Genomic DNA, 12,931 nt, shown 5'->3' on the forward strand with positions numbered 1-12,931 from the left:
GATGAGGAGCTGCATGGACGACGCCATCCGCAAGCTGGTGAACAAGCGTCGCGTGGCGCTCAATGGCGTCGACGATGGCGGACGGCCCTGGGGCCTTGCGCTCTCGGGAGGCGGCATTCGCAGCGCCACCTTCTGTCTCGGTCTGCTCAAGGCCCTGGCGGCGCATCGGCAACTGCTCAAGTTCGATCTGGTGTCCACGGTCTCGGGCGGCGGCTACGTCGGCGCCACGCTCGGGCGGCTGTGCACCAACGCCAAGTCGCCCGATGAAGTGCGCGATATCGAGCGCGCATTCGCCGATGTCGACCGCGCGCGATTCGGCTGGTGGCTGCGCGGCAACGGCCGCTATCTGATTCCGGGCGGGATGCGCGACACGCTGTTCGCGACCGCGCTCTATCTGCGCAACCTGCTGGGCACGCACGTCGAACTCGCCATCGCCGCGAGCCTGATCGGCATGGTGCTCGCCGCCACCAACCTGCTGCTGTGGGACGCGGTCTTCCGGGCGGTGGATCTCAACAGCGCGCCGGCGGAGGGGATGATCGGCGTGACCGACCTCGCCAGCGTGAAATCGCTGCGCCTGCTGGTGCAGTGGGCCACGCAATGGCCCACGCTGTGGTTCACCCTGGTCGGACCCTTCATCGCGTCGCTGGTGCTGGCCTGCGCCTACTGGTCGGTGCGCGACCGGGCGTCCAACTCCGCCATGCTGCTGCAGGTGGCGATGTGGTGTGCGCTCGGCGCCGGCGCCTGCTGGATCGGCCCCGAGCTGGTCGCGCACTACGACGGCGCCTTCTGGCTGGCGCCCGCTTTCGTGGGCTTTGCGCTCTGCTGGGTGGCGGCGCTGCTGTGGGTGCTGTGGCGCGGCCGCAAGCGCAGCGCGGCCGAGATGCGCAACGAGCTGACCGACAGGCTCGCCTCGGTCATGAACACCGCGCTGCTGATCGTGGGTCTCGGCGTGCTCGACCGCAGCGCGTGGTGGCTGGCTGCCGAAGGCCAGCAAGTGCGCGCCTCCTATGGCGCCGTGTTGCTGGTGGTGGCGGCCGCGCTGCGGGGCGTGCTGCCCATGCTGCTGTCCCACAAGAACCAGGCGCCCGGCATCGCCAAGGGCTTGATGCTCACGCTCGCGAGCCTGCTGGGGCTGGTGCTGGCCTTCTGTCTTGCTGCCTGGTGGGTGGGCGTCGTGTATTCGGCCGTGATGCTGCCGGTGTTCACCCCCGAGGGACTGGATTTCTCGCGCGGCTGGGTGTGGCTCGGCACCATCGCCGTGATCGTCGGCAGCTACGCGCTGGTGACAGGCCGCAACTTCGCCTTCCTCAATGTCTCGTCGTTGCACATGTTCTACAAGGCGCGCATCGTGCGGGGCTACCTCGGCGCCGCCAATGCCAGGCGGCTGGGCGCCAGCCCGACCGACGAGGTCTCGGGGCTCGAGCCGCCGCAGGTGCCGGTCGGCGAAGTCGATGCGCACGACGACATTTCCCAGCTTCACTACGCGCCGCACCTGCATGGTGGGCCGGTGCACCTGGCCAACGTCTGCATCAACCAGACGCACGACACCAAGCAGCGCCTGTTCAACCGCGACCGCAAGAGCGAGCCGCTCACCGTCGGGCCGCTGGGGCTGATGCAGGCGGGCGGCGCCGACTGGGCGCAGGCGCACGGCGAGGGCGCGCTCACGCTCGGTGCGTGGACGGCCATCTCGGGCGCTGCCTTCGCGCCGGGATTGGGCCGACTCACCAAGCGCGGCATCTCGGCGCTGTCGGTGTTCGCCGGGCTGCGGCTGGGCTACTGGTGGAACAGCGCCGAGGCGGGCATCGCGCAGCGCGGCGCGGTGGTGCACAGCAGTCCGCTGCTGATGAAGACGCGCTTCATGCTGCTCGAGTGCTTCGGCGCCTTTCCGGGCAGCAGCTCGGCCAACTGGTACCTGAGCGACGGCGGCCATTTCGAGAACACCGGTGCCTATGCGCTGCTGCGGCAGCAGGCCTCGCTGATCGTGATTGCCGATTGCGGCGCCGATCCCGACTACCGCTTCTGCGACCTCGAGATACTGATCCGCCGGGCGCGTATCGACCTGGGCGCTGAAATCACCTTCATGAAGCCGCGGCCCGGCGCCGAGTGGACCCACCTGGGCGCCTTCGGCTCGCTCAACGACCTCGCCTCGGCGGACAGCCAGGCCTGTCTCGCGCTGGCCCAGGTGCGGTATGAAAGCGGTGCCACGGGGCAGATCGTGCTGGTCAAGCCCAATGTCTCGGCCGCTCTGCCCGTCGACCTCGTGAACTTCAAGGCCGCCAACCCGCTCTTCCCGCAGCAGCCGACAACCGATCAGTTCTTCGACGAAGCGCAGTGGGAAAGCTACTTCCGCCTCGGCGCCGAGATCGGCGACCGGCTCGAGGAGGAGATGCTCGATCACGTCGCGCTGGGTGCGGTCGGCATGTTCGTCCCCGATGACGGCCAGCCACTGGTTGCCGCGCAGGCGCAGGCCTCCCCCGGCGGCGATGCCGGCAAGAAGGACAGCGCCGCCGCGGCCGCGGTGGGCTCGATGAGCCGGCTGCAGGCGCGCGTCATCAAGGCCGGCGCGGTGACGGCCTCCGTCGGTATCGGCACCGCCGCCACCTTCGGCGTCGCGGCCTGGCAGGGCATCGACAGCTGGCGTGCCCAGCGCGCCCAGACGGAACAGTCAGAGAACAGCTCCTTCAAGGAACTCACCGAGCGCTGGGCCCGGCTGCGCGCCGGCGCGCAGCCGGGCGAGGCGCCGGCCCTGCTGGCGGCCGAGCTGCTGCGCACCGGGGATCTGCTGTGTCGCGAGGGGGGCGACAACTTCATGGCGAGGTTCCGCCTGTCGGTGAGCATCGTCGACGATGCCAAGCGGGCCTGTGCCGGCGAAGCCCCTGAACAGCGCGCGCCGGCCTGCACGCGGCTGCTCGATCCGGGCAATGGCATCGACTGCCTGCAGCCCACGCAGGCGCCGCCCTGCGCGCCGCGCTACTGGGCTCGCGACTACACCGGCCAGACGGGCTCCAAGGAGAACTGCAGCGGCACCTTGCCGCGACCGTGGCCATTGGTGGTGAAGCTCAGGGACCTTGTCATGGGGCCGCCCGAGGTACAGATCGCGGCCGCTCCGCCGCTCCCGCAGGCGGCGGGCCCGTCCTATCCGACGCCGACACCCGGTGCCACCGGATCGGCTCCAGCCCCGAGTCCGCAGCCGCCGACCGCGCCACCGGCCGGCGTGTGCAAGGACTCGGTCGTCTACATCCAGATCTACGGGCCGGCGTTGCGAGACGCTGCGCGCGCCTGGCGCGGCACCTGGCGCGAGCTGGGCGCCTCCGTGCCACCGGTCGAGGACGTGCTCAGCACCTCCCGCAAGGAGGGCCGCGCGCCGCCCGCGGGCCATGCCGATCCGAGCGTGATCATTCGCGACGAATCCGAGCGCGCCTGTGCGCAAGCCCTGATCCAGACGGTCGCTTCGCCAACCGGCCAACCCTGGGTCATCAAGATGCTGCCCCGTTCGATCCGGTCCACGCCCGGCGTGATCGAGGTCTGGCTCCCGCGGACCCGGGAATCGTCCGCGAGCTGAAAAGACGCTGGGCCACCCCACAAGGAGCAACACCATGGCCACCACCGGCAAACCCGTCCGCCTCATCCGAGCCCAGCAACTGGGCTTCGGCGACAACAGCGTCAGCCCCTCGGACTTCGGCTGGCACCTGCTGGCCGAAGGCGACTCGTGGTTCTCGTTCGGCTCGCTGCTGGGCAACAACATGCTCAACCGTCTGGCCCTGACGAAAAAGACGCTGGTCACGAGTTGTGCGCAACCGGGCGACACCCTCGCGCACATGGTCGAGTGGTGGCGCGATCCCGACTTCGCGCCGCTGATCGATGGCGGAGCGCACGGCGACCGGGCCTGGAAGTTCGACGCGATCCTGCTGAGCGGCGGCGGCAACGACCTCATCGACGCGGTCAGCGACAAGCTGGTCGGGCAGCAACTGCTGCACAAGCTGCCCGCCGGGAGCGACCCCGCGACGCCGGATGATTGCATCAACGCGGACAACTGGGCCTTGTTCGAGCGCTACCTGCGCGCGAACTTCGGCATGGTGTCGCAGTTGGCGGCGAACAGTGCGCTCAACAGCGCCACGCCGATCTTCATCCATACCTACGACTATCCGACGCCCAACGATGCGCCCGCCGCGCCGGGCAGAGGCCCCTGGCTGCTGCCGGCGATGGTGGCACACAACATCCCCGAGCCGATGCGCCAGCCCCTGTCGGACCGCCTGATCGAGCGCCTGGCCGGCGTGACGCGCACGCTGGGCCTGGCCAACATGCACCTGATCGACACGCTCGGGACGCTGACCCGCGCGGCGTCGGGCAGCACCGGCGACAGCAACGACTGGCTCAACGAAATCCATCCCAACCCGGGCGGCTACCGCAAGCTCGCCGCGGTCTGGCGCAAGAAGATCGAGTCCGTCATCGCGCCCGCGCCGTAGCAATCGGCCGCAGGCCGGGGGGCGCCGACGGCCCGGCGACGCGCCCGAAGCTGAAAATCGATTTCAGGTTGGCTTCACAACCGGGCAGTACCATTGCGCAATGCTGAACACCCGACTCCGTCGCCTTACCGCAAAGCATTGCGTATGGTGGTGTCTCGTCGGCATTCTGCTCACCGCGATTCAACCCTTCCTCGCTGTTCACTTTCGCCGGGATGGCTGGGAGGACGAACCGGGGTTCCGCATCCGCGGCGCGAGCCAGACCCAGTTCGAGGCCGATGATCGTGCCGATCACGCCAAGGACCTCGAGACGACCCTTTTCGTACCCACGGCGGCGAGCATCGATCTCCCCGCCGCGCTGGAGCACGGCCTCGCCGGGCTGATGGCGCTGGTGCTGCTCCTCTTGCCGCTCACCGTGACGCTGACCAGGGTGGTGGAAACCCGCCAGCGCATCCAGCCCGAACGAGTGCCCCCGACCAGCGGTGCGCCTCCGCCCACGCTGCTCTGGCGGGGCCGGCCACCCGAAACCGCGCCTCCCCACCCCCTCTGAGAAGCGACGCCGTTGCGCGTCGATACGTCCTGCCGGCCCTTTGCGCGGCGGGCCATTTGCTCATGGTCGGGAGGTTTTTCTTGTGAACATTGTTTCAATCGGCTTGTATGGCCCGGCGCATCGCGCCCGGTCATCAAAAAGGGCGCGCCGCACAGGCGCCGCCCCGGCGATTTCGCCACCGGAGGCGTCATGGATGCGCTGAATCTCGCACTGTTCCAGTGGATGGCCGCCGGGGACCACCCCGGTCGCTGGCTTCTGCCCCTGGCGCGCGCCATCGCGCAGGACGGCGCGTGGGCAGGCGCCGCCCTGATGGCATGGGCCGCATGGCACCAGCCGCGGGAGCGGGGCTACGTCTTCGCGGCGCTCATCGCCGCTGGCGTGACCGCCCTGGTGGCCCACAAGCTCGCGGCCGCCTTCAATCTGCCGCGGCCCTTCATGCTGGGCTTGAGCCCCGATTACATCGACCATGGCAATCGCGGATCGCTGCCGAGCGCGCATGCGTCCGTCATGTTCGCGATCGCCTTGATCTTCGCTCTTCGCCAGCGGTTGCGCGTCTTCGGTGTGGCGATGGCGGCTCTCGCTCTTGCCACCGGATGGGCGCGGATCTACGTCGGCGTCCATTTCCCCCTCGACATCGCGGCCGGACTGCTGCTCGCCGTGGGGGTCGCGGCCATCTTCCAACTGCTCAACCATCTGTCCCGACGCTATCTCGCACCGGCCATCGCCAAGGCACGATCATGAACGACGCAATCCACGCAACCGCCGAAACGCCTGTCATCACGCCATCTTCCGATGCGCTCCAGCAGCCTCGCCGCGAAAGCGGGGCGGAAGAACGATCGCAACGCAGCGTCTCCTGCGTGATCCCCTGTTTCAACGAAGGCGGCAACCTGAGCGAGCTTCTGCCGCTGCTCGAAGAGATCCTCTGGTCCACCGAGCTGGCCTGGGAAATCATCGTCGTGGATGACGGGAGCACCGACAACACGGCCGCGGTGGCGGCGGAATGGTGCCAGCTCTCGGGCTTTCGATGCATCAGCCTGTCGCGCAACTTCGGCAAGGAGGCGGCCATGACGGCCGGCCTCGAGGCTTCCCGCGGCGATGCCGTGGTGCTGCTCGACGGCGACCTGCAGCACTCGCCGCGCCTGATCAACGAAATGCTCAAGCAGTGGAAGGCCGGCGCCGACGTCGTGTACGCGGTGCGCGAGGAGCGACGCGACGAAAGCGCGATCAAGCGCTTCGGCGCGGACATGTTCTACAGGCTGGTGAACTCCTCCTCCCGCTTCACCCTGCCCAAGGATGCGGGCGATTTCCGCCTCATGGACCGCAAGGTGGTGAACGCGCTGCTGAGCCTGCCCGAGAGAAGCCGCTTCATGAAGGGGCTCTATGCATGGGTCGGGTTCAAGGCCGTCGCGATGCCCTACACGCCGGCGCCTCGCGCCCGCGGCGTGAGCACCTTCAAGCTGATGAACTTGCTCAACCTGGCGATCGACGGTCTCACATCCTTCACGACCTGGCCCTTGCGCATGGTCAGCGTGATCGGCGTGCTGATGGCGGTGCCGGCCTTCGCCTATGGCGGCTACCTCATCATCGAGCACATGTTCATCGGCAACGCCGTCTCGGGCTGGGCCACGATCGTCGTCAGCCTCATGTTCTTCATCGGCATCCAGATGATCTCCATCGGCATCGTCGGCGAGTACGTCGGGCGCATCTTCGAAGAGGTGAAGGCACGGCCGCTTTATGTCGTCAGGAAGGATCTGGGCCGGGGCCTGGACGTGGACGCATCATGAGGCTGTCTCTGCGCACTCGAGCGGTCGCCAGGACCGCACTCGTCCTGGCCGGATTCTTCGTCTGGCTCGCGGCAACGGCCTGGCTGCGGAACTTCACGGCGCCCGACGAAGGGCGATACGTGGGTGTCGCGTGGGACATGCTGCGTTCGGGCGACTGGATCGTGCCGCGGCTCGACGGGTTGCCCTTCTTCCACAAGCCACCCCTGTTCTACTGGCTGAGTGCCTCGGCCATGGCGGTGTTCGGATACTCCGAGTGGGCCGCGCGCCTGCCTTCGATGATCGGCGCCATGTTCGCGGTCGGCGGACTCTTCGTCTTCCTTCGCCGCTGGGAGGATGCGCCAGGCGCGAAAGTCGCCGCGGGCGTGCTCCTCACGATGCCTTTCTTCTATGTCGGCGCGCAGTTCGCCAACCTCGACATGCTGGTGGCGGGGTGCCTCTCGGCGACCGTGCTTCTGGCGGCCGATGCGACGCTGGCGCGGGAGCGGGGGGCCTCCTGGCGTTGGACCTTGGCTGGCGCGTACGTGTTCGCGGCGCTTGGCATCCTGTCGAAGGGCTTGATCGGCCTGGTGCTGCCGGGTGCGATCTTCCTCGTGTGGTGCGGCGCGACGCGGCGGTTTCGTTCGGCCTGGCTGATGGCCTGGCTGCCGGGCTGGGTCTTGTTCCTGGCAATCGCGGCGCCCTGGATGGTGGCGATGCAAATGCGCTACCCCGCCTTCTTCGACTATTTCATCGTCACGCAGCACTTCCGGCGGTTCGCGGCCACCGGGTTCAACAACGCACATCCCTTCTGGTTCTACGTGCCTGTGATCGCCGTGCTGACGCTGCCGTGGTTCGCCTGGTTCGGGTGGCTCGCATCGCGCAAGGGGCGCGCGCGGCTTGAAAGGCGGAAGCTGTCCGACGTGGACTGGCTCATGTGGATCTGGTTCGCGACCGTGGTGATCTTCTTCTCATTGCCGCGTTCCAAGCTCGTCGGTTACGTGCTGCCCGCACTGCCGCCTCTGGCCTACCTGATCGCGAAAGTGGTGCGTCGCGCCGCTGGCGGAATCAACCCGGCGGCGCATCTGCCTTGGCGCTGGACCGTGGCGCTCTCCGGGGCCATGTGCGTTGCGAGTGTCGTTATCGTTGCGCGCCTGACCGTGCCCGCGGGTGCCGAGCTTCGCCTGCCGGCGTCGCAGACCATTGCGCCGGACGACCAGGTGCTGATGCTCGACAGGTACTACTACGAGCTGCCCTTTTACTGGAAGCTGAAGCAGTACGTCATGGTCGCGGGCGTATGGGACGCAGCCACGGCGCAGGTGCGCGATGACTGGCACAAGGAGTTCTATGACGCCGCGCAATTCGAACCTGAACGGGGAAGCAAGCTTCTGGTCGATTTCCCGAACATCCAAGCAAGCCTGTGCGTGCCGCGCACGACCTGGTTGATCGGCCCCGCCGATGCGCAAAGCCAATATGCCTGGCTTTCCAACACCCAGCTGGTCGCGCGGAACGAGCGGACAGCGGTATGGAAGTTCGCCGGCAATGCTTCCGGCAACGACCGCTGCCTCGAAGCCCCCCGGCCCGGCCCGGCGAGCGGATCGGCGCCGGCATGACGGCCAGCGTATCGAACGTGACCTATCTCTGCATCTGCGTCGATGATTTCGGCATGAGCGAGGGCATCAACGCGGCCGTGTTCGAGCTTGTCGAGCGGTCGCGGATCTCCGCGACGAGTTGCATGGTCGGCCGCGGCGCATGGGCGGCGGGACTGCCGGGCCTGCGTGAGATCGATCCCTTGCGCATCGACGTGGGCCTCCATCTCGATTTCAGCCGTTCGGTTCACGGCGACGCACCCGAGCCCAGCCTGGCGCGCTTCATCGCCCGGAGCTATCTCGGGATGCTTCGTCCGGCACCTGTCCTGGCCGAGATCAGGGATCAGTTGGCGCGCTTCGAGGATGGGCTTGGTCGCGCCCCCGCCTTCGTGGACGGGCATCGGCATGTCCACCAGCTCCCCATCGTGCGGGACATGCTGGTCGAGGAACTCGCCGACCGGTACCGCTCCTCTGCGCCCTGGCTTCGCAGCACGGCGCCGCCCCCGACCACCGGCATCGCGAAGACCAAGGCCGACCTGATTCACGCGCTCGGCGGCAGGGCACTCTGCAGGCTGGCGGCTCGCCGTGGCATCCCGACCAGTCTTGGCTTGCTGGGGGTCTACGATTTCGCCGGCGATACCGCAGCGTATCGGCTGCGCCTGGAGCGCTGGGTCGGCGCGTGCCGGACGGGCGACGTGCTGATGTGCCATCCCTCGCTCACGAACCTTCCCTCGGATCCGATCGGTGCCGCGAGGGTGCGCGAGTTCGACGTGCTGAGTGCCATCGGCCTTCCTCTTCGCACGGAGCACGGGGCGGTGGCGTTGATGCCTCTTTCAGGCGTTCTTCGTTCCTCGAGTCTTCCCCGGCCATGAGCAGCCCCGCCGGCCCTTGCCTTTCCATCCGCGACCTGCGCTCTGCTCTGGCGGGCCCGTTCCGGCTCGATATCGCATCCGGCGAGTGCGTCTCGATTCTCGGCAAGTCGGGGTCCGGCAAGAGCCTGTTCCTGCGCCTGATCGCCGACCTGGATCCGGGCACGGGCACGGTGGCGCTCCATGGGCGCACCCGGGACAGCGAATCCGCGCCGCAATGGCGGCGCCGCGTGGTCTACCAGGCGGCCGAGCCGGCCTGGTGGGCGCCGACGCCCATGCGCCATTTCGAGCCGGACGATGCGGCGCTGCTTCAAGGCCTGCTGCCCAGGCTGGGCCTGGCCCCGGAGATCCTGAATCTCGAGATCGCACGGCTTTCGACCGGCGAGCGCCAGAGGCTGGCGCTGGTACGCTCCCTCGCGCGGCGCCCCTCGGTGCTGCTGCTCGACGAGCCGACGGCATCGCTCGACCAATCCACGACCCTGGCCATGGAGGACTTGCTCCAGGACCAGCTCAAGGCCGGCCTGGCCATCGTCCTGGTGACGCACTCCCGCGAACAGGCCGGGCGCATGAGCAGCCGAAGCTTTGAAATGAACGATCGCCAGCTGCATCCGCTATGAACACCGTCCATCTCGACGCCATGGATGTCGCGCTGGCCGCGTTGCTGGTGCTCATCCAGGTGGGCGCATCGCTGATGCTGGACCTGCGGCTGCACCGCCAAGTGCTGTGGGCGGCCGTGCGGATGGTCGTGCAGCTCCTGCTGGTCGGCCTCGTGCTGCGGTGGGTGTTCCAGCTGGCGTCGCCCGCCGCGACGCTCGCCATCGTCGGGCTGATGATCGCCGCCGCCGCGCGGGAAGTCGCCGCCCGTCCTTCGCGGCGACTGAAAGGCGGCGGCAATTACCGGATCAGCGCCTTGGTGGTCGGGCTGTCGAGCATGGCGACAGTGATCCTGGCGCTCCTCACGGCGATCCGGCCCCACCCCTGGTACGACCCGCGCTATGCGATTCCACTGATGGGGATCGTGCTCGGCAGCGTGCTGAACGCCGCGAGCCTGGGGCTCGACAGCTTCTTCGAGGAAGTGTCCTCGGGCCGCGCGGCCATCGAGGCGCGACTGGCGCTGGGCGCCACCAGCCGGGAAGCCCTGGCCGAGCTGATCCGCCGCTCGATCCGCCGCGGCATGATCCCCATCGTCAACCAGATGTCCGCCGCCGGCATCATCACCTTGCCCGGCGTCATGACAGGTCAGCTGCTGGCCGGCATGGACCCCCTCGACGCCGTGAAGTACCAGATCCTCCTGCTGTTCCTGCTCACCGGCGCGGGAGGGCTGGCGGCCGCCGGCGCTGTCTATCTGGCGGCACGATCCATCACCGACGACAGGGACCGGCTGCGCTCCGATCGCCTGCAATAGGACCATCGACCATGAATCGACCCTTGCCCCTCGACGAACTCCTGCGCGTCGGCTTCTTCATCGCCGTCGGCGCCGCCGCGGCCGCCGTGCACTGGTGCGTCGTGGTGGGGCTGGTGGGGCACCTTGGATGGCAGCCGCAGATCGCCAACGTGGTGGGATGGCTGACGGCCTTTCCGGTGTCCTTCATGGGCCATCAGCGCCTGACCTTCAGTGACCGTGCCACGCCGCTGCTGCCGACGGCCTTGCGTTTCTTCGGGTTGTCAGCCGCGGGTTTCGCCATCAACGAGACGGCCTATGTCTTGCTGCTGCGGGCGGGCGTTGCGCGTTACGACGTGGCGCTGGCCGCGGTGCTGATCGGCGTGGCGCTCGCCACCTTCCTGCTGAGCCGCGGCTGGGCCTTCGCGCATCCCAGAATCCGGTAGAGGCAAAGAAATGCCCGGATCCCTTGTATCAAGTGGACCCGGGCTTTCCTCCCCACTGTTGTTGGGTGCTCGATCTCGAGCGGCCGGTCTGGCCCGTTCGTCAAGGCGTCTCGCCCGCGAGGTAGGCAGGGACACCTCGCGCGAGGTTGGCGCCTGCCGGCCGTGACGTTGTGTCGTCAGAAGGCCTCGATTTCGACGATGGAAGGGCCGCTGCTCGCCGCTTGTTCCACGATCACCTGAAACCTCGAGAAGCGTTGAGTTTCGAAGGTGACTGTGCGCTTGACGAGGTTGTTGCCTGTGACCCGCGCGAGCACGATCCATTCGTTGCTGCCGTCTTTCTGAGCCTCGATGCGGAAGTTGATCGCGCCATGCTGCGTGAAGACGGTGGAATCCGATGGCACGACGCGCGCGCCGTCATCCTGACGGCTGTAGACCACGACGGTGTTCATGTCGACGGCGCCCTTGCCCGGGGGCGCGCCGCAGGGGCCGTCGGAATCCTGGCATGGGGTACCGGTGAGGTCCAGGCCGTAGAGCAGTGGGCCGGTGAGTTGGTCTCCCCACTTGCCGGAGCCGTCCCATCCCTGGTGCACCAGGTCGCCGTCGTTGAGTTGCGGGTACGCGAAGAGCTTGCTGGTCGTCGAGATGTAAGCGGGTATGTTTCGCACAAGACTGACCGGCGGTTGCTCCGTCTCCACCGGGGCGGTCATCTGGAATTGCAGGTTGCGGAACTCATGATTACCGGTGAGATAGCCGGTTGATGCCGAGAGACCAACCTTCATTGAGGCTGGTGCGGGATATGGATAGTCCGCGCCTTCGATGACAAGCTCGCCATTGATGGAAAACTTGATCGTATAGCCCGGCGCGGCCTTCTTTGGCGTGAATTCGGCGACCACATGCTTGAGTCCGCCTGCGTCGATGACTTGCTGCCGCGTCGTGTATTCCGGCGCGTTATAGCAAAGAGGCGTCTTGAGCGGAAAGTTTCCCACCAGTTCGTACTTGCGCTCTTGCGAACCGCGAATCGAGACGCTGTGCGGCGCTAAAGGCTCAACTGTTGAAAGGGTTCCGATTCTATGGAGGAAGCCGCCGTATTCGTCCAATCCGATGCCCACATAAGCTCCGACCAGATTGAAATAGCCCAATCCGTTGCCCCAGAAACCATTGGTCCCTGCATTTGCCGCGGCGGCATCGAACAGGTAAAGCGAAAGGCCGTCCGCTCCATTTCCTCCCCAACTGATGTAGTCGAATTCAAGTTTCAGAACCTTTCCCGTCGGTTCAACCGGGTTCAGCAATTGGCAGCTGCTTGTCTCGGGATTTCCAGGCGCTCGCGTGAGAACGAACCACCCTTCATTGTTTTTGGGCGAGTTCTTGCCGTCTCCCAGCGAGTAGACCCATGCCAGGCCTTGTCCCTCGGCCGATGCCGTTTGAAATGGATTGCTCATTCCGATCTCCCTTGAAATTGACTGTGATAAATCCTCATGTGCCAATGCCATTGCATGGCGGGTTCGAGCAGCAAGTTGAATGCCAATTCCCTTATTCCCTTGGTTGGCGCGGCGTTTCGACCTTGGATACTCGCGTGGCAGCGCCGTGAGCTGATTTCCGGCGCCAATGGGAAGGGCAATCTGTCGCGCCGCCTTGACGGCTGACCGGGCTATTCTTGAGGCACGCCCTCGCGCTTTCCCCCGCACGCATGCAATCATACTAACTTGCGTTCAAAGATATAGAAATTATCCATTTGAACCCAGTCATTGAACGGGTTCGCGTTGGATTGGATTCCAGGGCGACGAGTCCGCTTGTCAGGGCGTCCTCGACTGCATCGAGGTTGGCGAAGACGTGGTTGGCGAAGCAATCCTCGCGCAGCGACTCCCACAGGTGC

General features: G+C 66.8%; 11 protein-coding genes. 10 read left to right on the plus strand and 1 reads right to left on the minus strand.

What is annotated here, in order from left to right:
• Positions 1 to 13 precede the first annotated feature (13 nt).
• The 10 genes from AC1DNF_RS32030 to AC1DNF_RS32075 all read left to right on the plus strand — a co-directional run bounded on the left by AC1DNF_RS32030 (position 14) and on the right by AC1DNF_RS32075 (position 11,058).
• A complete protein-coding gene (locus AC1DNF_RS32030; RefSeq protein ID WP_478152694.1) occupies positions 14 to 3,562 on the plus strand; it encodes a patatin-like phospholipase family protein in 3,549 nt (1,182 codons plus the stop codon).
• A 34-nt stretch (positions 3,563 to 3,596) separates the two neighbouring features.
• Positions 3,597 to 4,466 (plus strand): SGNH/GDSL hydrolase family protein, encoded by an 870-nt coding sequence (locus tag AC1DNF_RS32035; RefSeq protein WP_478152695.1) that lies wholly within the window; start codon positions 3,597 to 3,599, stop codon positions 4,464 to 4,466.
• A gap of 100 nt (positions 4,467 to 4,566) precedes the next feature.
• A complete protein-coding gene (locus AC1DNF_RS32040) occupies positions 4,567 to 5,013 on the plus strand; it encodes a hypothetical protein (protein ID WP_478152696.1) in 447 nt (148 codons plus the stop codon).
• A gap of 189 nt (positions 5,014 to 5,202) precedes the next feature.
• The gene (locus AC1DNF_RS32045) at positions 5,203 to 5,754 is read left to right on the plus strand and encodes a phosphatase PAP2 family protein (RefSeq protein ID WP_478152697.1); all 552 of its coding nucleotides are present in this window, start codon (positions 5,203 to 5,205) and stop codon (positions 5,752 to 5,754) included.
• Complete coding sequence (locus AC1DNF_RS32050) at positions 5,751 to 6,797, plus strand: glycosyltransferase family 2 protein (RefSeq protein ID WP_478152698.1); 1,047 nt, start codon at positions 5,751 to 5,753, stop codon at positions 6,795 to 6,797. Before AC1DNF_RS32045 ends, AC1DNF_RS32050 begins: the two co-directional genes overlap by 4 nt.
• Entirely contained in the window at positions 6,794 to 8,386 is a 1,593-nt protein-coding gene (locus AC1DNF_RS32055; protein WP_478152699.1) for an ArnT family glycosyltransferase, read from the plus strand. Before AC1DNF_RS32050 ends, AC1DNF_RS32055 begins: the two co-directional genes overlap by 4 nt.
• On the plus strand, positions 8,383 to 9,234 hold the full coding sequence (locus tag AC1DNF_RS32060) for a ChbG/HpnK family deacetylase (protein ID WP_478152700.1): 852 nt from the start codon (positions 8,383 to 8,385) through the stop codon (positions 9,232 to 9,234). The genes AC1DNF_RS32055 and AC1DNF_RS32060 overlap by 4 nt, the downstream gene beginning before the upstream one ends.
• Positions 9,231 to 9,848: an ABC transporter ATP-binding protein gene (locus AC1DNF_RS32065; protein WP_478152701.1), complete on the plus strand. Its 618-nt coding sequence runs from the start codon at positions 9,231 to 9,233 to the stop codon at positions 9,846 to 9,848. The genes AC1DNF_RS32060 and AC1DNF_RS32065 overlap by 4 nt, the downstream gene beginning before the upstream one ends.
• Entirely contained in the window at positions 9,845 to 10,636 is a 792-nt protein-coding gene (locus AC1DNF_RS32070; protein ID WP_478152702.1) for an ABC transporter permease, read from the plus strand. The genes AC1DNF_RS32065 and AC1DNF_RS32070 overlap by 4 nt, the downstream gene beginning before the upstream one ends.
• Positions 10,637 to 10,647: 11 nt before the next feature.
• Entirely contained in the window at positions 10,648 to 11,058 is a 411-nt protein-coding gene (locus AC1DNF_RS32075; protein ID WP_478152703.1) for a GtrA family protein, read from the plus strand.
• Between the two features lie 176 nt (positions 11,059 to 11,234).
• Here AC1DNF_RS32075 and AC1DNF_RS32080 read toward each other — a convergent pair whose 3' ends face one another.
• Positions 11,235 to 12,497 carry an L-type lectin family protein gene (locus tag AC1DNF_RS32080; RefSeq protein ID WP_478152704.1) on the minus strand — a complete coding sequence of 421 codons (1,263 nt, stop codon included), beginning with the start codon at positions 12,495 to 12,497 and terminating at the stop codon, positions 11,235 to 11,237.
• Between the last annotated feature and the right edge of the window lie 434 nt (positions 12,498 to 12,931).

The sequence above is a fragment of the Variovorax sp. 01T432 genome (assembly GCF_056398605.1).

Coding starts and splice junctions, on each gene's coding strand:
- AC1DNF_RS32030 (WP_478152694.1), top strand. CDS start 14: ATGGACGACGCCATCCGCAAGCTGGTGAACAAGCGTCGCGTGGCGCTC.
- AC1DNF_RS32035 (WP_478152695.1), top strand. CDS start 3,597: ATGGCCACCACCGGCAAACCCGTCCGCCTCATCCGAGCCCAGCAACTG.
- AC1DNF_RS32040 (WP_478152696.1), top strand. CDS start 4,567: ATGCTGAACACCCGACTCCGTCGCCTTACCGCAAAGCATTGCGTATGG.
- AC1DNF_RS32045 (WP_478152697.1), top strand. CDS start 5,203: ATGGATGCGCTGAATCTCGCACTGTTCCAGTGGATGGCCGCCGGGGAC.
- AC1DNF_RS32050 (WP_478152698.1), top strand. CDS start 5,751: ATGAACGACGCAATCCACGCAACCGCCGAAACGCCTGTCATCACGCCA.
- AC1DNF_RS32055 (WP_478152699.1), top strand. CDS start 6,794: ATGAGGCTGTCTCTGCGCACTCGAGCGGTCGCCAGGACCGCACTCGTC.
- AC1DNF_RS32060 (WP_478152700.1), top strand. CDS start 8,383: ATGACGGCCAGCGTATCGAACGTGACCTATCTCTGCATCTGCGTCGAT.
- AC1DNF_RS32065 (WP_478152701.1), top strand. CDS start 9,231: ATGAGCAGCCCCGCCGGCCCTTGCCTTTCCATCCGCGACCTGCGCTCT.
- AC1DNF_RS32070 (WP_478152702.1), top strand. CDS start 9,845: ATGAACACCGTCCATCTCGACGCCATGGATGTCGCGCTGGCCGCGTTG.
- AC1DNF_RS32075 (WP_478152703.1), top strand. CDS start 10,648: ATGAATCGACCCTTGCCCCTCGACGAACTCCTGCGCGTCGGCTTCTTC.
- AC1DNF_RS32080 (WP_478152704.1), bottom strand. CDS start 12,497: ATGAGCAATCCATTTCAAACGGCATCGGCCGAGGGACAAGGCCTGGCA.